Here is a 20,429-nt window from a genome sequence, read left to right as displayed (position 1 = left end):
CGCAGCCGACTTCCCTAAGTGGGCATGCCCTAGATGGACATGCCGTAGATGATGGTGAACAGCGTGCCGAGCGATCCGATGATGAACACGCCCGTCAGCCCGGCCACGATCAGGCCCTTGCCCTGCTCGGCGCTGAAGGAGTCCCGCATCGCGGTCGACCCGATCCGCTGCTTGGCCGCGCCCCAGATGGCGATGCCGAGGCAGATCAGGATGGCCATGGCCATGATCACCTGGATCATCGTCCGTGCCTGGTCCCCAACCTCACCGAAGGGGCCCCAGTCAGGGGCAATACCACCGATGATGTTGTTGATGTCGTCCTGCTGTTCATCATCCACCGAACTCACCGCCCAACTGGCTTCTTAAACCGCCCACCATCCGGATTGTGCCACGCCGCACTGACGGGGTGTGAACGCCTGGGCGGAGGTTTCCGCACACGTGGGGTTGGTGGTACGGGTGGTGCGGGAGGGATATTCAGAACTGTCCGCGCGGGCTCTCCCCTTCGGGGGTGCGGAAGGCGGCGGAGACGAAGCTCAGGGTGAGCAGCGGCTCTTCGCCCGGCCCGCCCGCCAGGGTGGCGTCCACGGTGTATCCGGTGCCGGGGTGCGCGAGGAGAAGGCGCGGGGAGCGGTGGGCGTTGGGCTGCTCGCCGTCCTCGACGATCTCCCAGCCGCGCTCCGGGAGTTCGCGGCGCAGCCGGTCAAGGCCCGCTTCCAGCGCCTCGCGCGGCACTCCGGAGAGGGACCAGGGGTGGCGCATCCGGTAGGTCCGGTGGCGCTCCGGATCCGTGCCGCCGGGGGAGCGGGGGCGGTCCAGGGAGACACCGGGCCCCGGCTCGCTCACGGTGCCCCGGACCGCGATGACGTCCAGGATCTCGCTGGACAGGCTCCGCGCCTCCGCGCGCGCCGCCGGCACGGACTTCACGGCCGGTGCCGGGCGCGCGACACCGGCCGGAACGTCGTCGTTCGCGTCGGTCTCCTCGCTCTCGTCCGGAACTTCGCCCGGTGCGCCGACCACCTGCCACGCCTGCCGGGCGAGGCTTCCGGTGGCGTGGCCCTGGCCGATGAGCGTGATGCGGCCGGGCCCGGAGGCTCTGCGCGCGGCCCGCAGACCGGCCGTGAAGTCGCGCAGCGCGGCGGGCGCGAGGGGATCGCCGAGCCAGGTGACCGTGGAGACCCGCTCGCCCGGCGTCAGTTGCTGGACGTGCCGCCACAGGTCGGTCGCGTGCGACAGCTCCTCGGCGACGGTGTCCAGGCCCGCTCCGGGGGCCGGGACGACGACCGCCGTGCGGGCCGCCGTGTCGGGGTCGCCGTTGGCGATGACCGCCCGGCCGGGGCCGTCCGTGGAGAACGCCAGCAGGAACGCCGGCGGCGGGCCCCCCGCGCCGCGCCGGTCGAGGCGCGCGCGGAGGACCGCGATCCCCGCCGGCCACCGCGCGGAGTCCGCGGATTCGGCGTCGATCAGCTCCAGCACGGAACGGTTCGCCCGGTCCCGCACCGTGGCCGGGAGGCCGTCGAGGGCGCCGATCCGGGCGGGGCGGACGGTCAGCAGGGCGTCGCGCTCCTGTGGTGACAGGCCGTCCCACCAGGCGCGGTTGGCGCGCGGCGGGTGGCCGTCTGGGACGGCGGGGGCGCCGGGGAAGCCCGGGGCGGCCGTCAGCTCGGCGAGCGCGGGGGCGTAACGGGCGTCCGTCTCCTCCGCGCGGCGCAGGGCGGCGGCGATGCGCTGGGCCAGGCCCGTGGCGGTCGCGCGGTGGCCGATGCCGGAGGAGGCGACGGCGGCGGCCGGAGCGGGATGGCGGAGGCCGCCGTCGTCCGTGACCTCGTAGCCGAGCTCCGCCGCCTCGTCCAGCGCCGCGCGCAGGCTCGTCCGCGCCTCGGTCAGCTCCTCGGCCAGACCGGTGAGGGCTGTCTCGACCAGCCCGCACCGGGCCCGCGCGTACCGGCAGTTGTCGGACAGCAGCCGCAGCCGGTCACGGGCGGCGGTGGCCGCCTCGTCGTCCGGCGGCGGGTCCGCGGCGAGCATCCGGCCCTCGACGAACCGCCACGCCTCCTCCGCCCACTGGGCCGTCGCGCCCCAGCGGGCCGCCTCGGCCGCGAACGACTGGGGCAGCATGTCACGCAGTTGGGGAACGGTGATCACCGGAGAGAGCCCTCGGCCCGCTCATCGGCCCGCTCATCGGCGCGGTCGGAGGCGGTGGCGGCGAACGTGAACCCGTCCCGCAGCCGCGCGCATTCGGCCTGCACGGCGGTGAGCCGCTCCGCCCAGCTCGCCCGCACCCGCCGCAGGGCGTGTGCGGACGCCAGCTCGGCCGTGCCGTGCCGTCCGGTGCCACCGCCATCGGCGTCCGCGCGCAACCGGGGGAGCACCGCGTTCAGTTGCTCGTGGAGCGTGTCGGCGTGGCGGGCGAGGCGGCGCAACGTGGCGGTGTCGACGTCGGCTTGTGACGTCATGTAGTCATCCCTTCACTCAGGGCTCCGGTGGGCGCCCCACCGTACCGAAGGGCGGGGACCGGCGCACGCCGACGGTCCGGCGGATGCGGCACAGTAGTGCGCGTGGAGCCGTTGCGTAGCCAGGACCCCGCCGCGATCGGGGAGTTCACGCTGTTGGCCCGGCTCGGCGCCGGCGGCATGGGGCGGGTGTATCTGGGACGGTCGCCGGGCGGGATCCTGGTGGCGGTCAAGGTGATCCGGGAGGACATCGCCGACGACCCGGACGCGCTGGCCCGGTTCCGGCGCGAGGTGGCGACCGTGCGGGCGGTGCGCGGCGCCTATACGGCCGATCTGATCGGCGCCGCGCTCGACGCGCCGCCGTACTGGCTGGCCACCGAGTTCGTGCCGGGGCCGACGCTGCTGCGGGCCACGAGGGAGGCCCCGCTGGCGCCCGAGCTGTGCACCGGGCTGTTCGCCGCGCTGGCCGAGGCGCTGGCGGTGGTGCACGACCAGGGCGTCGTGCACCGGGACGTGAAGCCGCACAACGTGATCCTGTCGCCCGCCGGGCCCCGGCTGATCGACTTCGGCATAGCGCGGGCGGCCGACCTCACGCGGCTCACCCGGACCGGACAGGCGCCCGGCACGCCCGGCTACGCCGCGCCCGAGGTGCTGACGGGCTCGGCGGCGGGGCCGGCGGCCGACGTGTTCGCGCTGGGCGCGACGCTGGCCGCGGCGGCCACCGGCAGACAGCCGTACGGCGACGGCGAGTGGCCCGCCGTCAGCTACCGGGTGGTGCACGGCGAGATCGACGTGGACGGCGTGCACCCGGGGCTGGCGGCGCTGATCCGCGCGTGCGTGGCGCGCGACCCCGCGCGGCGGCCGTCGCCGCGGGAGGTGATCCGGCGCTGCGGTGTCGACTGGGCGCTCGCGGACGTTCCGGCGTACCGCGCGCTGACCGCGGGCGCCGAGCCGCCCCCGGCCGATCTGCGGGCCGCCACGACGGCCGGCCTGGTCCCCCCGGGCCATGGCTCGCCCTTCCCGGCCCGCCGGGGCCGGGGCCGGGGCGTGCTGGCGACGGCCCTGGCCGTCGCGGCGATCGCGACGGCGACGACGTTGATCCTCCTCCCGGAGGGCGGGGGCGACGACGGGACGGCGGAGGACCCGGGAGCCCTGGAGACGACGGATCTGATCGGCGTCGAGCCGGCGCCGCCGGAGGACGACGGCGGGACCGGGGAGGACGACGGGGCCCCGGACCTCCAGTCCGGCGAACCTCCGCGCCTGAACGCCGACTTCAGCACCGCGAATATCTGGGACTCCAACGCGGGATACTGCCTGCAGGCGGCCGAGGAGAGTCTTGACCAGTTCCAGTGGAGTCACACGAGGGAAGCGGCCGGCGACACGGTGCGGATCGGCTGGCGGCTGAAGGCGGATCTCGGCCAAGGGGAGGCTCCGTATCATGTCGCCGCGGCGGTGCGCCGCCCCCGGACGTCCGACACCACGGGCTCCTCGGGGCAGGATCTGGTCTTCTCCAGCGAGAGCTACGACTTGTTCGAAGGGGATCCCGTGGAGTGGCGATACGTCACGTATCCCGACGACTTCCCCGGCGCCGTCCCCCTGCGGGACATGGCGGGCGACTGGACCGTGATCCTCTATCACGTCCGCGCGCCGGACGACGCGGCGAGCATCGGCTGCGACGGTTTCACCGTGCCCGGGGGAGGGTGAGCGCATGAAGAAGGTCCTTCTGGTGGTCGGCCTCGGCTTCGGCGGGCTGGCCGGCTTCATGGCCCTGCTGGTCGTCGGCGTCTACAGCGCCGGCGTCGGCCTGGTCGGCGGCGACGGGCGCGGCGGCGGCCAACTGGCGAGCAACACCGTGCCGGAGGAGTACGTGGCCCTGGTGCAGCGGTGGGGCGCCTACTGCGACACCCTCAGCCCGGCGCTGCTGGCCGCCCAGCTCAACCAGGAGAGCGGCTTCCTCGTCGACCAGACGAGCGGTGCCAACGCCCAGGGCATAGCCCAGTTCATCCCCAGCACCTGGGCGACCCACGGCATCGACGCCAACGGCGACGGCGAGGCCAACGTCTGGGACCCGGAGGACGCCATCCCCTCCGCCGCCGTCTACGACTGCGCGCTCGCCGGGTACGTCGAGGACGTCCCCGGGGACCCGGTGGACAACATGCTGGCGGCCTACAACGCGGGCCCCTACGCGGTGATCCAGTACGGCGGCGTGCCGCCCTACACCGAGACGCAGAACTACGTCCGCATCATCCGCGAGGCGGAGACCAGCTTCGCCGCCGTCCCCGCCGAGCAGCGGCTGCCCCCGCTGGAGCAGGCCGCCGGGGCCGTGCACTTCGCGCAGGAGAAGCTGGGGACGCCGTATCTGTGGGGCGGTGACGGCACGCCCGAGGAGGGCGGGCGGTTCGACTGCTCCGGACTGACCAAGGCCGCCTACGACTCGGTCGACATCGAGCTCCCGCGCGTCGCCAACGATCAGTGGAACGCCGGGCCGCACCCGGACCGGGACGAGCTGCTGCCGGGGGATCTGGTCTTCTTCGCCTACGACCTGAACGATCCGCGCAGCATCCACCACGTCGGCCTCTATGTCGGCGGCGGGTACATGATCAACGCGCCGTACACCGGTGCCGTCATCCGGTTCGACCCGATCGACTCGCCCGACTACTTCGGAGCCACCCGGCCGACGGCGTGATCCCGTAAAGCCTTGGCCAAAGCTTCCGTGTTCACCTGCCGCCCAGCGTTGCTGTTCGATAACACCGACGCCGCCTTTCGATGGACATCGGCGCACACGGGGAAATAGTTGACGTTACCTGTACCGGAACAGGGGCTCCTCTTCCCCGCCTGCCCCGGTGGGGACCCCCACGCCTGAAGGGCCCGCGACGGCACATGGCTGGACTCGATCAACTCGATAATCCGGACGTCGAGCTGGACGTCCTCTACGATCTCAACGGCCTCGCCGAGCGGCTCCCCGGCGGCGCCGAGAGCGTCCTGGTCTTCGTCGGCCAGCGCGGCATCCCGGCCGCGCTGGCGCTGCTCCTGATCACCGCCTGGGCGCTGCTGCGCCGTCGGCCCGACGCCGCGCAGGCCGTGGCCGGGGTGCTCTGGGCGGGGCTCGCCGCCGGGATCGCCCATCTCGTCAACGTGCCCATCCGCGGCTTCGTCGCCCGGCCCCGGCCGGTCGACACCTATCCGGACCTGCACGTCCTGGTCGAGGGCAACGACGGGCACTCGTTCGTCAGCGACCACGCCGGTGCCGCCATGGCGATCGCGGTGGCGCTCTTCCTCGTGCACCGCGCTCTCGGCCTCGCCGTCTTCGGGCTGGCGGTGCTCCAGGGCTTCGTTCGCGTCATGCTCGGCGTGCACTACCCCACCGACGTCATCGGCGGCTTCGCCCTCGGCGCCGCCGTCGCGCTGCTGCTCGCGCCCCTCGCCATGGCGGCGCTGACGCCGCTGGTCGCGCTCTGCGCCAGGACCCGGGGCCTGGGCTGGATCGCGCGCCGACCGGCCGCCGACGGGTGTCCGTCGACGCCGCGGGGACAGCAGACGCCCGAGCGCGGGCTCGCCGCCTAGGGCCCGTCGTCGACGAGGCCGCCCTGCCCCCGACGCCTGGCACGCACGCTCGTCCGCGTCGCCGAATCGCCCACGTACTCCCCCAGACCCCGTCCGGGGGACCCCCAGGCGTCCGAGGACGATCCGGCGCCTTGCGATCGCACGCCAGACGCCGGGGGCGGCCTGACGCCCCCTTTGACGACGGACCCCCGCCGTGTCCGACCCGGGGACCGGCGGCCCGGCGGCTACGCGACGGTGCCGGCCAGGTGCGCCGCCGCCTCGGTCCGCGCGAGCGGGCGGGAGCGGCGGGCCGGGCCGTACCAGCCGCAGATACATCGCGGGGCGATGAAGGGCCCGCGCTCGGTGAGAGTGACTTGGTGCTCGGCCCTCGTGGAGGCGGGCGGCGGCGGCTCGGCTTCACCCTGCTCATGCACCCCACCACCGTAACGGCCGCCGCGAGGAGTCGTTAGGGGGGACAAGTCCGAAACGACGGTTGTTTGGGGGTGTCGGCAGACCATGGCGGTGTGGCGGCGCGCGCGAGGGAACGTGATCGCCCCGGGAGGCGCGGGCCGCGCCGGGCCGCTCGCCGCTCTGCTCGCCGCTCTGCTCGCCGCTCTGCTCGCCGTCGCCGGCTGCGCGGGCACGGGCGCCGCCGCCGAGGACGAGCGGGCCGGCGCGAGCGGGGGTGCCGGTGCCGGTGCCGGTGCCGAGGAGATCATCCGCCGGGCCGCCGACCTGCTCGCGGAGTCCGGCACCTCGCAGGCGCACACCGCGATGCACATGGCCTCGGGCGGCACCCGCATCACCATCCACGGTGAGGGCGGCTTCGACTATGCCGAGCGCGTCGGTGAGCTGCGCGTCACCCTGCCGGAGGGCGAGCCGGTCACCGAGATCTTCGTGCCGGGCCTGCTCTACATGAAGAACCGGGGCGCGGGCGTCCCCGCCGACAAGTGGGTGCGTGTCGACATCGCCTCGCTGCCCGACGGGAATCTGGTGACCGGCGGCGCCACCGACCCGATCACGGCCGCCGAGCTGCTGCGCGGGGTGCGGACCGCCGACGACCTCGGCGAGGCCACGGTGCACGGCGAGACGCTGCGCCATTTCCGCGGGGTGACCGACATCGCGGCGGCGGCGGAGGCGACCCGCTCGGAGCACTCCCGGCGGCAGCTCAGCGCCGCGCTGGACGGCTTCTCGGAGACGGAGGTCCCGTTCGACGCCTTCCTCGACGACCGGGGCCTGCTGCGGAAGGTCCGCCACCAGTTCAGCTACGCGGGCGACGCCGCGGGGGTCGACGTCGCCTCCACCGTGACGCTGCACGATTTCGGGGTGCCGGTGGCGGTCGCGCTGCCCGAGGCCGGGGACGTGTACGCCGGGGCCGTGGCCTGACGCCCGTCCCGGGCTTCCCGCCGCCCTCCCCGGACCGGCGGCCTCACGTCCTGAGCATGCGGGCGATGGCCGCCGTGGCCTCCTCGACCTTCTCGTCGATGCCGGGGCCGCCCTTCTCCGCGGCGTGCGCCACGCAGTGCCGCAGGTGCTCCTCCAGAAGCTGGAGGGCGAACGACTGGAGGGCCTTGGTGGAGGCGGAGACCTGCGTCAGTATGTCGATGCAGTAGACGTCCTCCTCGACCATGCGCTGGAGCCCGCGGATCTGCCCCTCGATGCGGCGGAGCCGCTTGAGGTGCGAGTCCTTCTCCTTGCTGTAGCCGTGGGGGCCCTGTGGGCCGCCGGCCACCGGTGCTTTCCCCGCCGCCGCGACCGTGTCAAACGTGGTCATTTCGGTCCTCCTGGGACTCTTATACCCCTGCTGGGTATAGCGTAACGAATGGACGACGGGGCAGGCAGTATGGTGCAGCCCCGGGCGGCCCCGTACGCCTGCCCTGTTCATCTTCTATTCACTTATAACCGTCGGCTGATTCACCTGATCTGCCTACTTTCGGAACCGAGCGGCTAACGGGAAGGACGGAACGACAGTGACGCTACGCCTCGGCGCGGTGCTGGTCTCCGGCGCTCTGGTCGCCCTCACTGCCTGTGGAACGGACGACAACTCCGGCCTTTCCGGCGCGGTGGACTTCTCGCTGGAGGATCTCGACTGCGGCCCCGGCGGCACGCTGCTCGCCTCCGGGTCGAGCGCCCAGTCCAACGCCATGGAGGTCTGGGTGAACACCTACCAGGCCAACTGTGACGGCAGCCAGATCAACTACAAGGCGACCGGCTCCGGGGCCGGGGTGCAGGAGTTCCTCCAGGGCACCACCGCCTTCGCCGGCACCGACTCGCGGCTCACCGAGGGCGAGGTGGACGAGTCGCGTTCCGTCTGCCGCGACGGCGGCCAGGCCGTTCACCTTCCGATGCTCGCCGGGCCCATCGCCGTCGGCTACCACGTTCCCGGCGTCGACGACCTCGTCCTCGACTCCGCCACCCTGGCCCGGATCTTCGACTCCGAGATCCGCCGGTGGAACGATCCGGCCATCGCCGAGCTCAACCCGGACGCCGAGCTGCCGGACATCCCGATCACCCCGTTCCACCGCTCCGACGGCTCGGGCACCACCGACAACTTCACCTCCTACCTGCACACCGCCGCCCCCGACGCCTGGCCGTACGAGCCGGACAAGGCATGGAAGGGCTCCGGCGGCCAGTCCGCCGAGGGCTCCTCCGGGCTGGTCGGCATGGTCCAGCAGAACGAGGGCGCCATCTCGTACTTCGAGCTGTCCTACGCCCACCAGAACGGCATCGACACCGTCCGCGTCGACACCGGTGCCGACGAGCCCGTCGAAGCCACCGTGGAGAACGCCTCCAACGCCATCGCCGAGGCCGATCTCGTCGGCACCGGGGGCGATCTGGCCCTGGAGCTCGACTCCGCCACCCGCGAGAGGGGCGTCTACCCGATCGTCCTGGTGACGTACGAGATCGTCTGCGACCGGGGGAACGCCCCGGGCACGCTGGACCTCACCCGGGCCTTCCTGGGGTACGCGGCCGGTGAGGAGGGACAGCGCGCCCTCGCCGAGATCGACTACGCGCCGATCTCCGACGACATCATCCAGCAGGTGCGCCGGCGCATCGACGCGCTGGCCTGAGACCGGGAACGGTATGCCCGCCACGAAGAAGAACACCGACACGCGCCTCGGCGACCGGGTGTTCAGCACCCTGTCCAAGGGGTCGGGGATCGCGCTGCTGGTGATCATGGCCGCGATCGCCGTCTTCCTCGCCATCCGCGCCGTGGTCGCGATCGGCGAGGACGAGGGGAACTTCCTCACCACCTTCGAGTGGGACGCCAACGCCGACCCGCCCGTCTTCGGTATCGCCGTCCTGCTCTTCGGCACCGTCGTCAGCTCGGTCATCGCCATGGCGCTGGCCGTGCCGGTCGCGGTCGGGATCGCGCTGTTCATCTCGCACTACGCGCCGCGCCGGCTGGCCACCACCATCGGCTACGTCGTGGACCTGCTGGCCGCCGTGCCGAGCATCATCTACGGCCTGTGGGGCGCGCTCTACCTGGTGCCGCACATGACCGGCCTGTTCCTCTGGCTCGACCAGTTCTTCGGCTGGACCGGCGTCCTCGCCTACGACGGCACGCCCGCCCGCTCCCTGATGACCGTCGGCATCCTGCTCGCCATCATGATCCTGCCGATCATCACCAGCGTCACCCGCGAGGTCTTCCTCCAGACCCCCAAGGCCAACCAGGAGGCCGCGCTCGCCCTCGGCGCCACCCGCTGGGAGGTCGTCCGCATGACCGTCCTGCCCTTCGGCCGCTCCGGCGTGATCAGCGCCTCGATGCTCGGCCTCGGCCGGGCGCTGGGCGAGACGATGGCCGTGGCCACCGTGCTCTCGCCGAGCTTCCTGATCGACCCCAGCCTGCTGGAGTCCGGCGGCGGCACGTTCGCGCAGAACATCGCCAGCCAGTTCAAGGAGGCCGGCTCCACCGGCCGTGACGCGCTCATCGCCTCCGGCCTCGTCCTCTTCCTTCTCACCCTGCTGGTCAACGGCGCGGCGCGGCTGATCATCGCCCGCCGCCGGGAGTACTCGGGGGCCAACGCATGACCGACATCGATGTGACCGTCCGCCGCACGCCCGTCGGCCCCGGCCGGGCCACCCTCCGGCCGCCCCGGCTGCCGCGCTGGGCCACCGCCGCGCTGGTCGTCGGCTCCCTCGCGGCCGGTGCCACGGCCGGGCTCGTCGGCCGGCTCGACAGCCGCGCGCAGTGGGGCCTGATCGCGGCGCTGGTCTTCATCACCGCCACCTACGGCCTGTCCGCCGCGATAGAGGGCCGCCGGTACGCCAGGGACCGGATGGCCGCCATCCTGGTCTGGGCGAGCTTCATTCTCGCGGTGCTGCCGCTGGCCTCCCTCGTCTGGGAGACGGTCGCCCGGGGCGTGCCCGGCGTGAGCTGGTACTTCCTGACCCACTCCATGAACGGCGTGCTGAGCTGGCAGGACGGCGGTGGCATCTACCACGCCCTGCTGGGCACCGTCGAGCAGGTGCTGATCGCCTCCCTCATCGCCATCCCGATCGGCCTGCTCACGGCCGTCTACCTGGTCGAGTACGGGCGCGGCAAGCTGGCGAAGACCATCACCTTCTTCGTGGACGTGATGACCGGCATCCCGTCCATCGTGGCCGGCCTGTTCATCCTCAGCCTGTGGATCATGATGCTCGACTTCGGGTACTCGGGCTTCGCCGGGGCGATGGCGCTGGCGATCCTCATGATGCCGATCGTGGTCCGCTCCACCGAGGAGATGCTCAAGCTCGTCCCCAACGAGCTGCGCGAGTCGGCGCTCGCGCTGGGTGTGCCGAAGTGGCGGACGATCCTGAAGGTCGTGCTGCCGACCTCGATCGGTGGCATCACCACCGGCGTGATGCTGGCCCTGGCCCGGATCGCCGGCGAGACCGCGCCGATTCTGCTGCTCGTCTTCGGCAATCAGATGATCAACGGCAATGCGTTCGAAGGGGCGCAGTCCTCCCTGCCACTGTTCGTCTACGAGCAGTGGGGGTACGGGACCGAGCAGGCGTACGACCGCGCCTGGGCCGCCGCCCTCGTCCTGATCGCGTTCGTCATGATCCTCAACCTGGTCGCCCGCGGCATCGCCCGCTGGAAGGCCCCCAAGACCGGCCGCTGACGAGAGCGACGAGAGAAGAAGAAAGAGAAGTCCCCATCATGGCCAAGCGCATCGAGGTCAGCGGACTGACCGCCTACTACGGCACGCACAAGGCGATCGACGACATCACGCTGCACGTGGAGCCCCGGTCCGTGACCGCCTTCATCGGCCCGTCCGGCTGCGGCAAGTCGACCTTCCTGCGCACCCTCAACCGCATGCACGAGGTCACCCCGGGCGGGCGCGTCGACGGCAAGGTGCTGCTGGACGACGAGGACCTCTACGGCCCCGGCGTGGACCCGGTCTCCGTGCGCCGGACGGTCGGGATGGTCTTCCAGCGGCCCAACCCGTTCCCCACCATGTCCATCTACGACAACGTGGCGGCCGGGCTGAAGCTCAACGGCGTCTCCTACCGCAAGCCCGAGCTGGACGACATCGTGGAGAAGAACCTGCGCGCCGCGAACCTCTGGAACGAGGTGAAGGACCGCCTCAACAAGCCCGGCTCCGGGCTCTCCGGCGGTCAGCAGCAGCGGCTGTGCATCGCCCGCGCCACGGCCGTGGAGCCCGAGGTGCTGCTGATGGACGAGCCGTGCTCCGCGCTGGACCCGATCTCGACCCTGGCCATCGAGGACCTGATCGACAAGCTGAAGACCCAGTACACGATCGTCATCGTCACGCACAACATGCAGCAGGCGGCCCGTGTCTCGGACCGCACCGCCTTCTTCAACCTGTCGGCGATCGGGCAGCCGGGGAAGCTCATCGAGGTCGACTCGACCCACAAGATCTTCTCCAACCCGTCGGTGCAGGCGACCGAGGACTACATCTCGGGCCGCTTCGGGTGAGAAGCGGCCCGAGACGCGGGACGTGCTAGCCGTTCATCAGACGGTGCGGTAGGCGTCGATGATGGTCTGGGTCAGGGTGTTGCCCTGCTTGTCCTCGACCTCGGCGCGGAAGGAGACCGTGCGGCCGGCCTTCGGGTTGGTGATCCGGATCTTGCCGCGCTTCACCTCGACGTCGGTCCAGGTCCGGCCGTGGTCGTAGGAGACCGACACGGTCAGGGAGTCCAGGTTCCGGCCGGCGGCCGAGCCCTGGACGGTGACCGGGACGTCGACGGTCCTGCGGGCCGCCGCGGTGCTGTCGTCGTTCAGCCGGGGCGTGAACCGGACGGCGGACGCGGGCAGCGAGACCGTCTCCTCCTCGCCGACCCCGGCGGAGGTGAAGGTGTAGGCCGCGGTGACCTCCGTCGAGACGTCGGCCGCCGCGTACGACTGCTCCGGGTCACGGCTGGCGGTGGTCACCAGCTCGTACTCGGCCTCGTCGGACGGCACCTCGAACTCGACGTAGTCGATGATGTCCTCCGCCGTGGCGTACACCTCGCCGTCGCGATACAGGATCGTCTGGGAGCTGTCGACCACGCTGTACCCCAGATGGCCCTCGCCGTCGCTGAACGGGGAGATCCAGCCGCTGATGACGTCACCCGTGCGGAAGAGCCCGTTGGCCGGGCCGAAGGCGGGGCCGAAGACGCCGACGTTGAACGTCTCCGCGTAGCGGATCCGCGGCCGGTAGGTCTCGTAGTCCGTCCAGCCGCCCGCCGAGGCGAACACCTCGTCGTTCTCCTGCATGAACTCCTGCGACCACTGGCCGGTGCCGGCCTCCACGTAGACCTCGGTGGTGTGCGGCAGTTCGTGCGTCATCGCCGAGGCCGAGCCGACCTCGGACGAGAACGTGAACAGCACTCCGCGCTGGCCGGGCAGCGACGCGCCCTCCCGGGTGGTGATGCGGGCGAAGTCGCCGCTTCCGATGTGGTCGGTCAGACCCGTGTAGAAGGAGTCCTCCCGGGTGTCCACGGAGTAGTACTGGCGGTTGCCGCGTTCCCAGGTGGTGCTGGCGTAGCCGGAGATGTCGGCGGTGCCGCCGCCCTCGCCGATCTGCGCGGTGCGGAAGCCGCCGGGCAGCCCGGCCGCGCTCCATGAGGAGTCGAAGGAGTACGCGTCCTCGTTGACGACCCGGTATCCGACGGTCAGGTCGGTCTGTTCGGCCCGGGTGTCGGCCACCGTCATCTCGATGGCCTCCGCGTCGCGGGCGTCGGCATCCAGGGTGGTGTCCTCGGTGAGCGCCAGGTTCGGCGCCACCAGCCAGTCGAGACCGTTCCAGTCCTCCTCACCGGGGTCGACGACGTTGGTCTCGACCTGGTACTCGCCGGCCGGCAGGCGGACCGAGCCGGAGCTGGTGCCCTCGTCGCCGTAGATGTCGTAGAACTGGAAGGTCTCCGCGTCGATCACCGTCGCCCACCAGTCGGTGGCCGGGGCGCCGGAGCGGTCGGTGACGTCGACGGTGAGCTCGAACATCCGCTCCTCGCGTTCCACCGCGCCGGCCGTGGTGACGCTCTCCCCGCCGTCGCCGGTGGCGGTCAGGTACAGGCTGTACGCGCCGTACACGTCGCCGCCGACGCTCGTGTCGGCCGAGACCTCGACGGTGGCGGTGCCGCCCGCCGGAACGGTCACCTCGTCGGCGCCCAGGGTGAACATGCCCTCGGGCGCCGCGTTGCCCTCGGGGTCGAGGCCGCTCGCGTCGAGCTGGAGGGTGACGTCGGTCTCGTCCAGGTTGCGGTAGGTCAGCTCCCTGGTGACCGGGTCGGCGTCCTCGTGCGGCCACGGCACGGTGCCGAAGCTGAGGGAGGACTGTTCGGCGATGACAGTCTGCTCGATCGCCGCGGGCACGTCGATCCGGCCCGCGCCCTGCTGGAACGCGCCGTAGCCCTCGCCGGTGACGGCCGAGCCGGTCAGCGCGGACTTGATCTGCTCGCCCGTCCAGTCCGGGTGGGCCTGGGCGAGCAGCGCCGCGGCGCCGGCCGCGTGCGGCGTCGCCATGGAGGTGCCTGAGATCGCGACATAGCCGTCCTCGGCGGCCGGGGTGCCGTACTCCCAGATGGAGGCGCCCTCGGCGCCCGCCGCGGTGATGTCCACGCCGGGTGCGGTCACATCGGGCTTGAGCCCGCCGTCGCGCGACCGGGGGCCGACGGAGGAGAAGTCGGCGAGGACGTCGGACTTGTCGACCGCGCCCAGGGTGAGCGCGGCGTCGGCGGTGCCGGGGCTGCCGATCGTGCCGGGCTCCGGGCCCGAGTTGCCGGCCGCGATGACGAACAGCGCGTCGGACTCGGCCGACAGCGTGTTGACGGCCTGCTCCATCGGGTCGATCTCGGGGCCGGCGAAGCCGCCCAGACTCATGCTGACGACGTCGGCGCCCTGGTCGACGGCCCACTGCATGCCCTCGATGATGTCCGACTCCCAGCCGGAGCCGTAGTCGTCCAGCACCTTGCCGTTGATGAGGTTGGCGCCGGGCGCGACGCCGCTGTAGCGGCCGTCCGAGTGCGCTCCGGTGCCGGCGGCCGTGGAGGCCACGTGGGTGCCGTGGCCGTCGCGGTCCTCGGCGTCGGCGGCGTCCGAGAAGTTCTGCTCGGCGATCACCTTGCCGCCCGCGAGGTCGGGGTGCTCCGCGCTGATGCCGGTGTCGAGGACGGCGATGGTGGCGCCCTCACCGTCGTAGCCGGCCTCCCACGCCTCGGGGGCGCCGATCTGCGCGACACTCTCGTCCAGAGTCTTGGTGGCGATGCCGTCCAGGGCGATGGTGGCGATGCCTGGGGTGGCGGCGAGGGTCCGCTCGCCGGAGGCGGCGCCGGTCAGGGCCTCCCAGACGGCGGTGATCTCGTCGCCCTGAACGGTCAGGGCCTCGCCGTTGATGGCGTTGAGCGTGGTGGTGCCGTCGTCACCGGCCGCCCCGTACAGCTCGGCCTGGGCGGCGTCCGCCCGCGCGGCCCGCCCGGAGTAGGTGACGATCAACGGCAGGCCGTCGGCGGAACGGTACTGCTCCCGGCTCAGCTCGGTGACGTTGAACAGCCGTTGGTCCAGCGTGCCGTCCGCGATGAGCGGCATCACGTCCTGTGGGATGACGTGCGTGGCGTCGCCGATCCTCATGATCCGCACCGGGACGGATTCGCGTCCCTCGGCGCGGACGAGGCCCGTGACCTCGCCCCCGCGGGCCACCACGACGTGATCGCCCGTGATGAGCGTGACGCGCTGGGCCCCCGCGGCCCCGGAACCGGGGCCGGACCCGCCCGCTTCCCCCGTCGCCCCGCTCCGCGCGGCGGCCGGTGCTATTAATCCGGCGGTCAGTGTCACGACCACGGCCGCGCAGGCGACGGCCGTCGCCCCCCGCCGCGCACTCTTCGGTTTGCCTATCAAGGTCTCCCCTAACCTGAGGTGACGGGGACGCACATCACCGTGCGCCCCCCTCCGGTTAGACGTCGAACGGAGAGGAAGCGGCTCGTGTGAGAAGTGAGAAAGTTGTGATGTTTCAGTCGAACAGCAGACGGACCACCGCGTAGCCCAGCGCGGCCACGGCGGCGGCGGCCGGCATGGTGATGACCCAGCCCGTCACGATGTTCTTCGCCACGCCCCAGCGCACCGCCCGGACCCCGCGGGTGGCACCGGAGCCCATGATCGCGGCCGTGATCACATGGGTGGTCGAGATGGGCGCGTAGAAGATGTACGAGGCGACGTAGAGCACGGACGCCGCCGTCGTCTCGGCGGCGAAGCCGCGGGGCGGGTCCAGCTCGATGATGCGGCGGCCCAGCGTCCGCATGATGCGCCAGCCGCCGGCGTAGGTGCCGAGCGAGAGCATCAGCGCGCAGGAGACCTTGACCCAGATCGGGATGCTGCCCGCGTCGTCCTGCACATCCGCGATGACCAGAGCCATCACCACCACGCCCATCGTCTTCTGGGCGTCCTGGAGCCCGTGGCCCAGGGCCATGCCCGCGGCCGAGACGGTCTGCGCCATGCGGAAGCGGCGCTGGGCGACGTGTGGGTCGGCCCGGCGGAAGGTCCACAGGAGGGCGACCATCAGCAGGTAGCCGAGGATCAGACCGAGGACGGGGGAGAGGATCATGGGCAGCACGATCTTCGTCAGCACGCCGTCCCAGTGGACGGTGGAGGTGCCGGCCAGGGCGGCGCCGACCAGGCCGCCGAAGAGCGCGTGCGAGGAGGACGACGGCAGCCCGAGGTACCAGGCCACGAGGTTCCAGGTGATCGCGCCGAGCAGGGCGGCGAAGAGGATGGTCATGCCCTCCTCACCGGTGGGCGTCTCGATCAGGCCCTCGCTGACGGTCCTGGCGACGCCGCTGCCGAGGAAGGCGCCGGCCATGTTCATGAAGGCGGCCATGGCGAGCGCGATCCGCGGGGTGAGCGCCCGGGTGGAGATGGAGGTCGCGATGGCGTTGGCGGAGTCGTGGAAGCCGTTGGTGTAGGTGAAGAAGAACGCCGCGCCGATCACGACCAGCAGTGAAAACGTTTCCACCGGGGTCTCAGGTCTCCTTGACCACGATCGTCTCGACCGTGTTGGCCACCGACTCGAAGGCGTCGGCCGCCTCCTCCAGCACGTCCACGATCTGCTTCAGCTTCATGACCTCGATGGCCTCGTAGCTGCCGCTGAACAGGTGCGCCAGGAGCTTGCGGTGGATCTGGTCCGCCTGGTTCTCCAGGCGATTCACCTCGATCCAGTACTCGTTGAGGTTCCGCATCGTGCGCAGGTGCGGCATGGCCTCGGCGGTCAGCTCGGCGGCCCGGGCCAGCACCTCGATCTGCTGGTCGACACCCTTGGGCAGCTCGTCGATCTCGTACAGCACGACGAGGTCGACCGCCTCCTCCATGAAGTCCATGATGTCGTCGAGGCGGGCGGCGAGGCGGTAGATGTCCTCGCGGTCGAAGGGGGTGACGAAGGCGGAGTTCAGCTGGTGGAAGATCGCGTGCGTCGCGTCGTCACCCGCGTGCTCCGCGGCCCGCATCCGGTCGGCGATCTCGACGCGCGTAGCGGGGTCGGCTCCGAGGAGCTCCAGCAGCAGCTTCGAGCCGCTGAGAACGTTGTCGGCGGCGGTGGCGAACAGTTCGTAGAAGCTCGTCTCCCGTGGTGTCAGGCGAAAGCGCACTGGCGGTCCTCTGGCGTTCATCAGCGGGTGTCCCCGTTGATGCTAAGCGCAGAATCCGGCCACGGCTAACCCTCTGCGCGGGGGGACGGGCGCTCGCTCACCGGTTGCCGTTGTACGGCCCGTAGGGCCCGTCGCTGCTGCTCCGGCCGCCGCCCCGGCCGCCGCCGGAGATCGACCGGAGGGCCGGCCGGACGTCCACCAAGTAGACGATCGTGGCGACGATGCCCGCGAGCACCAGCATGAACCCGAAGGGGCCGAGCGGCAGAAACTGGACGATCACGCTCAACCCCAGGATGAGCAGCCAGAACGGCTTCGTCTGCTTGTCCACGGCGCGGAAGGCGTCCTCGCGCTGGAGCGCGGCGTGCGCGAATGCGTAGAGGCTCAGGGACACCAGCGCCACGGAGATTCCGAAAACGACCCAGCTATAGCCTTCCAACAGCATGCGCTACACCACCGTCCATTCTCCGACTGTCGTCTCCCACGCTACCGGCCGGGGGGCCGGGTGCGTAATGCCCGGCCCCCGCCCGGTGGAGCTCACGCCTCCGGCGAGCTCTTCTTCGGCGCGGCCTTGCGGGGTCCCGGGGTCTTGCGGGCGCGCGGCTTGGAGTCCGAAGCCGACTCGGCGACGGGCTCCGTGACGGGCTCGCCGACCGGCTCCGTGACGGGCTCGGTCACCGGCTCGGTGAACGGCACCCGCTCGACGGTGACCTCGGTCTCCGCCGCCGCCTCCGCGCCCGGCTCGGGCTCGGCGTCGGTGCGGCGCCGCTCCACGACGGTCTTGCCGCGCTCGGCCAGCCCGTCGTACGTCTCGCGCGCCTTCACGGCGTACTCCAGGGCCATGCCGACGCCCTGGAGCGCCACGTTCTGCGCCTGCTCGCGCAGCTTGGGCAGCCGCTCGGGCGCCTCGGCCCGCAGCCGGTCGATGGTCGCGGGCAGCTCGCGGAGCTTCTGCGCCGCGAGATCGGCGGTGCCGGCGGCGACGTAGAGCGGGGTCGCGTTGGTCAGTGTCTTGCGGAGGTCATTGGTGAAAGCCATGTCAGTCCCCTCCCGGTGGGCTGTTCTCTTTGCGGAATGAGCTGTAGATCTGGAGCAGCGCCTGCTTCTGCTGCTCGGTGAGATACGGATCGGCGAGCACCGCCTCCCGCACCCCGGCCCCGGTCCCGGTCCCGGTCCCGGTCCCGGTCGTCCGGCCGTCGCCCTCCTGCGCGCGCTCGTCCAGAATCCCGGCCTGCACGTAGAGCGTCTCGGCGGAGATCCGCAGTCCCTTGGCGATCTGCTGGAGGATCTCCGCGCTGGGCTTGCGCAGCCCGCGCTCGATCTGGCTGAGATACGGATTCGACACCCCGGCGGCATCGGCGAGCTGACGCAACGACAACCGCGCCTGCCGACGCTGCTCCCGGAGGAACTCCCCGAGGTTTCCGACACCGAGTGAGGCCATGCCCCCAGCGTGCCCGACACCGCTAACTATTGCAAGCGAACGCTTGCAAGCGCCCCCGTGCTCCCGCACACCCGTTTCAGCGCGCCCCGGTCACCGCCCGACCGGGGCGTTCGGCGTGCCGCGCCAGCAGCGCCTCCAGCGCGTCCGCCAGCACCTCGGCCGGGGCGTCGGCCCCGGTGGCCGAGCGCCAGGCGATGAAACGGTCCGGACGCACCAGCACCGCTCCCGCCGGGCCGTGGCCGCGCCAGCGGGTCCAGGTGGAGCGCACGTCCCGGTAGTCCCCGTCCAGATGCCCGATCCGCACGGCGTCCAGCGGCAGCGACGTCGCGGCGGCGATCTCCGCCGCCGCCTCGCACCACGCGCCCCCGTCCTCTCCGGCGACGAGCAGGAAACGGCCGGGCCGTATCAGCCGGGCCAACGGCAGCCGTTCGCCGTCCTCGTCCTCCAGCCACGCGTGCGGCAGCGGATGGCCGGGCCGGGCGGCGGGCTGGTAGAGGCGGACCGGGTCGGGGTTCTCCGGCGGGGGCGTGCCGTCGGGGAGGACGGCGCCGCAGGAGCCGTAGGTGTAGCCGAACTCGACGCCCAGCTCGTTGAACTCCATCGACTGCGCGGCGACGGTCCGCCGGAACGCCCGCCGGAGCTCCGCGTCGGCCGGGTCGCCGCTCCACAGGCGGCGGGCCCGTCGCCAGTTCTCCTCGGGCGGGGCGCCGGGCCGCAGGCCGAACTGCGCCGTTATCGCGAGCTGGTTGAGGGCGTTCTCCAGGGAACGCCGGACGGTGGCGGCGTCTATCGGGCGGCGCTCGCGTTCGTAGCTGTCGAGCAGCCCCTCCCCGGCGTGGCCGCCGAGCACGGCGGCGAGCTTCCAGGTGAGATTCTGCGCGTCGTGCGTCGCGGACGTCAGGCCGAGGCCGCCGGTCGGCGCGTGGCGGTGCGCGGCGTCGCCTGCCAGGAAGACGCGGCCGACGCGGAACCGGTCCGCCAGCACGCCCTCCAGCGACCAGCGGGAGATCCGGTGAACGGTCAGCTCGGCGGCGTCCAGCCCGAGCGCGGTGCGCAGATCGGAGAGCACCGCCTCGTCGTCGAGGGCGCGGACGTCATCCGGTCCGTAGTGGAGATGGAACACCCACTCCTCCGACTCCGGCCCCCACCGCTCGGGCCCCATCGGCACCAGCACGCCGCCCGCGCCGAGGTCGGGCAGCCCGAGCCAGCGGATCAGCACCTCCGGGTCCCCGGCCCAGCGGGACAGGTCGGCGGAGAGGTGGAACGAGACCATGCGCGCCACGTCCCGCATCCCCTCCAGCCGGACGCCGAGGGCCGGTCCGACCGTCCGGCCGCCGTCGCAGCCCAGCAGGTACCGCGCGCGGACCCGGTACGCGGTGCCGGTATCGCGGTCGGTGATGGTCGCGGTGACGCCGTCGGGGTCCTGCGTGAACGCGGTCAGCTCGTGGTGGAAGCGGACCATGCCCGGCGCCAGGGCCTCGGCCCGGGCCCGCAGCCGGGGCTCCAGGCGGATCTGGGGGAGGTTGGCCTGCCGCTCCGGGCTGGCCGCCAGCCACTCCGGCGAACGGCCGCCCGCGCCCCAGGACTCCATGACGGCGACCCGGCGTCCGTAGTCGGCGCCGTCACCGGCCAGGCCGACGTACCAGCCGGAGTAGGCCATCTGCTCGGCCGGCGTCGAGGCGGCGTAGACGGCGTCGGCGAGGCCGACATCGCGCAGGATCTCCATGGTGCGCTGGTTGAGGACATGGGCCTTGGGCAGGTCCGAGGTCGAGGGCGCGGCGCTGATCAGCAGGGACCGGGTGCCCATCAGGCTCAGCAGCATCGAGGCGGTCAGCCCCGCGACGCCGCCGCCGACGACGAGGACGGGCACGTCGGGAACGGTGACGCCGGTGTCGTTCATGGGGCTCCCTGGGCGGGTCTTCGGTGGGGGCGAGGGCAGC

20 protein-coding genes are annotated in these 20,429 nt (G+C 72.1%); 8 read left to right on the top strand and 12 right to left on the bottom strand.

The genetic code is table 11. The features are described 5' to 3' along the window. Nucleotides 1-29: 29 nt before the first annotated feature. The 3 genes from OIE51_RS12155 to OIE51_RS12145 all read right to left on the bottom strand — a co-directional run bounded on the left by OIE51_RS12155 (nucleotide 30) and on the right by OIE51_RS12145 (nucleotide 2,450). Nucleotides 30-335 (bottom strand): hypothetical protein, encoded by a 306-nt coding sequence (locus tag OIE51_RS12155; RefSeq protein WP_326600609.1) that lies wholly within the window; start codon nucleotides 333-335, stop codon nucleotides 30-32. 136 nt (nucleotides 336-471) lie between these two features. Further along, complete coding sequence (locus OIE51_RS12150; protein WP_326597657.1) at nucleotides 472-2,139, bottom strand: hypothetical protein; 1,668 nt, start codon at nucleotides 2,137-2,139, stop codon at nucleotides 472-474. Next, the gene (locus tag OIE51_RS12145) at nucleotides 2,136-2,450 is read right to left on the bottom strand and encodes a type VII secretion target (RefSeq protein WP_326597655.1); all 315 of its coding nucleotides are present in this window, start codon (nucleotides 2,448-2,450) and stop codon (nucleotides 2,136-2,138) included. The genes OIE51_RS12150 and OIE51_RS12145 overlap by 4 nt, the downstream gene beginning before the upstream one ends. 102 nt (nucleotides 2,451-2,552) lie before the next feature. On the opposite strand from OIE51_RS12145, the gene OIE51_RS12140 reads away from it, so the two are divergent. From OIE51_RS12140 to OIE51_RS12130, 3 genes are all read left to right on the top strand, one after another. Then, entirely contained in the window at nucleotides 2,553-4,151 is a 1,599-nt protein-coding gene (locus OIE51_RS12140) for a serine/threonine-protein kinase (RefSeq protein ID WP_326597653.1), read from the top strand. Nucleotides 4,152-4,155: 4 nt separating this feature from the next. Continuing rightward, on the top strand, nucleotides 4,156-5,133 hold the full coding sequence (locus tag OIE51_RS12135) for a C40 family peptidase (protein WP_326597651.1): 978 nt from the start codon (nucleotides 4,156-4,158) through the stop codon (nucleotides 5,131-5,133). A gap of 194 nt (nucleotides 5,134-5,327) precedes the next feature. Continuing rightward, nucleotides 5,328-6,011, top strand: coding sequence for a phosphatase PAP2 family protein (locus OIE51_RS12130; protein ID WP_326597649.1), 684 nt, complete (start codon nucleotides 5,328-5,330; stop codon nucleotides 6,009-6,011). Nucleotides 6,012-6,235: 224 nt separating this feature from the next. Here the strand turns inward: OIE51_RS12130 and OIE51_RS12125 are convergent, their stop codons facing one another. Beyond that, a complete protein-coding gene (locus tag OIE51_RS12125; protein WP_326597647.1) occupies nucleotides 6,236-6,424 on the bottom strand; it encodes a hypothetical protein in 189 nt (62 codons plus the stop codon). Nucleotides 6,425-6,536: 112 nt separating this feature from the next. On the opposite strand from OIE51_RS12125, the gene OIE51_RS12120 reads away from it, so the two are divergent. Further along, a complete protein-coding gene (locus OIE51_RS12120) occupies nucleotides 6,537-7,376 on the top strand; it encodes a hypothetical protein (RefSeq protein ID WP_326597646.1) in 840 nt (279 codons plus the stop codon). 43 nt (nucleotides 7,377-7,419) lie between these two features. On the opposite strand, the gene OIE51_RS12115 is transcribed toward OIE51_RS12120, so the two are convergent. Continuing rightward, a complete protein-coding gene (locus tag OIE51_RS12115) occupies nucleotides 7,420-7,764 on the bottom strand; it encodes a metal-sensitive transcriptional regulator (RefSeq protein WP_326597644.1) in 345 nt (114 codons plus the stop codon). A gap of 196 nt (nucleotides 7,765-7,960) precedes the next feature. Between OIE51_RS12115 and pstS the strand changes: the two genes are divergently transcribed. The 4 genes from pstS to pstB are packed head-to-tail and all read left to right on the top strand — an operon-like array spanning nucleotide 7,961 to nucleotide 11,913. Further along, nucleotides 7,961-9,061, top strand: a complete 1,101-nt coding sequence (pstS, locus tag OIE51_RS12110) for a phosphate ABC transporter substrate-binding protein PstS (protein ID WP_326597642.1) — start codon at nucleotides 7,961-7,963, stop codon at nucleotides 9,059-9,061. Nucleotides 9,062-9,074: 13 nt separating this feature from the next. Beyond that, nucleotides 9,075-10,022: a phosphate ABC transporter permease subunit PstC gene (gene pstC, locus OIE51_RS12105; protein WP_326597640.1), complete on the top strand. Its 948-nt coding sequence runs from the start codon at nucleotides 9,075-9,077 to the stop codon at nucleotides 10,020-10,022. After that, entirely contained in the window at nucleotides 10,019-11,095 is a 1,077-nt protein-coding gene (gene pstA / locus OIE51_RS12100) for a phosphate ABC transporter permease PstA (RefSeq protein WP_326597638.1), read from the top strand. The genes pstC and pstA overlap by 4 nt, the downstream gene beginning before the upstream one ends. 38 nt (nucleotides 11,096-11,133) lie before the next feature. Further along, nucleotides 11,134-11,913: a phosphate ABC transporter ATP-binding protein PstB gene (gene pstB / locus OIE51_RS12095; protein WP_326597636.1), complete on the top strand. Its 780-nt coding sequence runs from the start codon at nucleotides 11,134-11,136 to the stop codon at nucleotides 11,911-11,913. Nucleotides 11,914-11,949: 36 nt separating this feature from the next. Here pstB and OIE51_RS12090 read toward each other — a convergent pair whose 3' ends face one another. The 7 genes from OIE51_RS12090 to OIE51_RS12060 all read right to left on the bottom strand — a co-directional run bounded on the left by OIE51_RS12090 (nucleotide 11,950) and on the right by OIE51_RS12060 (nucleotide 20,389). Then, the gene (locus tag OIE51_RS12090) at nucleotides 11,950-15,255 is read right to left on the bottom strand and encodes a S8 family serine peptidase (RefSeq protein WP_326597635.1); all 3,306 of its coding nucleotides are present in this window, start codon (nucleotides 15,253-15,255) and stop codon (nucleotides 11,950-11,952) included. Between the two features lie 169 nt (nucleotides 15,256-15,424). Then, nucleotides 15,425-16,423, bottom strand: coding sequence for an inorganic phosphate transporter (locus OIE51_RS12085; RefSeq protein WP_326597633.1), 999 nt, complete (start codon nucleotides 16,421-16,423; stop codon nucleotides 15,425-15,427). A gap of 7 nt (nucleotides 16,424-16,430) precedes the next feature. Then, the gene (locus OIE51_RS12080) at nucleotides 16,431-17,051 is read right to left on the bottom strand and encodes a DUF47 domain-containing protein (protein ID WP_326597632.1); all 621 of its coding nucleotides are present in this window, start codon (nucleotides 17,049-17,051) and stop codon (nucleotides 16,431-16,433) included. A 97-nt stretch (nucleotides 17,052-17,148) separates the two neighbouring features. Further along, nucleotides 17,149-17,493 (bottom strand): DUF2516 family protein, encoded by a 345-nt coding sequence (locus OIE51_RS12075; RefSeq protein WP_326597630.1) that lies wholly within the window; start codon nucleotides 17,491-17,493, stop codon nucleotides 17,149-17,151. A gap of 92 nt (nucleotides 17,494-17,585) precedes the next feature. Then, nucleotides 17,586-18,086: a hypothetical protein gene (locus OIE51_RS12070; RefSeq protein WP_326597629.1), complete on the bottom strand. Its 501-nt coding sequence runs from the start codon at nucleotides 18,084-18,086 to the stop codon at nucleotides 17,586-17,588. A gap of 1 nt (nucleotide 18,087) precedes the next feature. Next, complete coding sequence (locus tag OIE51_RS12065) at nucleotides 18,088-18,489, bottom strand: helix-turn-helix domain-containing protein (protein WP_326597627.1); 402 nt, start codon at nucleotides 18,487-18,489, stop codon at nucleotides 18,088-18,090. 76 nt (nucleotides 18,490-18,565) lie between these two features. Beyond that, nucleotides 18,566-20,389 (bottom strand): FAD-dependent monooxygenase, encoded by a 1,824-nt coding sequence (locus tag OIE51_RS12060; protein WP_326597625.1) that lies wholly within the window; start codon nucleotides 20,387-20,389, stop codon nucleotides 18,566-18,568. Nucleotides 20,390-20,429 lie beyond the last annotated feature (40 nt).

The organism is Streptomyces sp. NBC_01803, assembly GCF_035917415.1.
Taxonomy (GTDB): domain Bacteria; phylum Actinomycetota; class Actinomycetes; order Streptomycetales; family Streptomycetaceae; genus Streptomyces.
This window is presented reverse-complemented; position numbering and strand designations above follow the sequence as displayed.

Coding starts and splice junctions, on each gene's coding strand:
- OIE51_RS12145 (WP_326597655.1), bottom strand. CDS start 2,450: ATGACGTCACAAGCCGACGTCGACACCGCCACGTTGCGCCGCCTCGCC.
- OIE51_RS12135 (WP_326597651.1), top strand. CDS start 4,156: ATGAAGAAGGTCCTTCTGGTGGTCGGCCTCGGCTTCGGCGGGCTGGCC.
- OIE51_RS12130 (WP_326597649.1), top strand. CDS start 5,328: ATGGCTGGACTCGATCAACTCGATAATCCGGACGTCGAGCTGGACGTC.
- OIE51_RS12115 (WP_326597644.1), bottom strand. CDS start 7,764: ATGACCACGTTTGACACGGTCGCGGCGGCGGGGAAAGCACCGGTGGCC.
- pstC (WP_326597640.1), top strand. CDS start 9,075: ATGCCCGCCACGAAGAAGAACACCGACACGCGCCTCGGCGACCGGGTG.
- pstA (WP_326597638.1), top strand. CDS start 10,019: ATGACCGACATCGATGTGACCGTCCGCCGCACGCCCGTCGGCCCCGGC.
- pstB (WP_326597636.1), top strand. CDS start 11,134: ATGGCCAAGCGCATCGAGGTCAGCGGACTGACCGCCTACTACGGCACG.
- OIE51_RS12075 (WP_326597630.1), bottom strand. CDS start 17,493: ATGCTGTTGGAAGGCTATAGCTGGGTCGTTTTCGGAATCTCCGTGGCG.
- OIE51_RS12070 (WP_326597629.1), bottom strand. CDS start 18,086: ATGGCTTTCACCAATGACCTCCGCAAGACACTGACCAACGCGACCCCG.
- OIE51_RS12065 (WP_326597627.1), bottom strand. CDS start 18,489: ATGGCCTCACTCGGTGTCGGAAACCTCGGGGAGTTCCTCCGGGAGCAG.
- OIE51_RS12060 (WP_326597625.1), bottom strand. CDS start 20,389: ATGAACGACACCGGCGTCACCGTTCCCGACGTGCCCGTCCTCGTCGTC.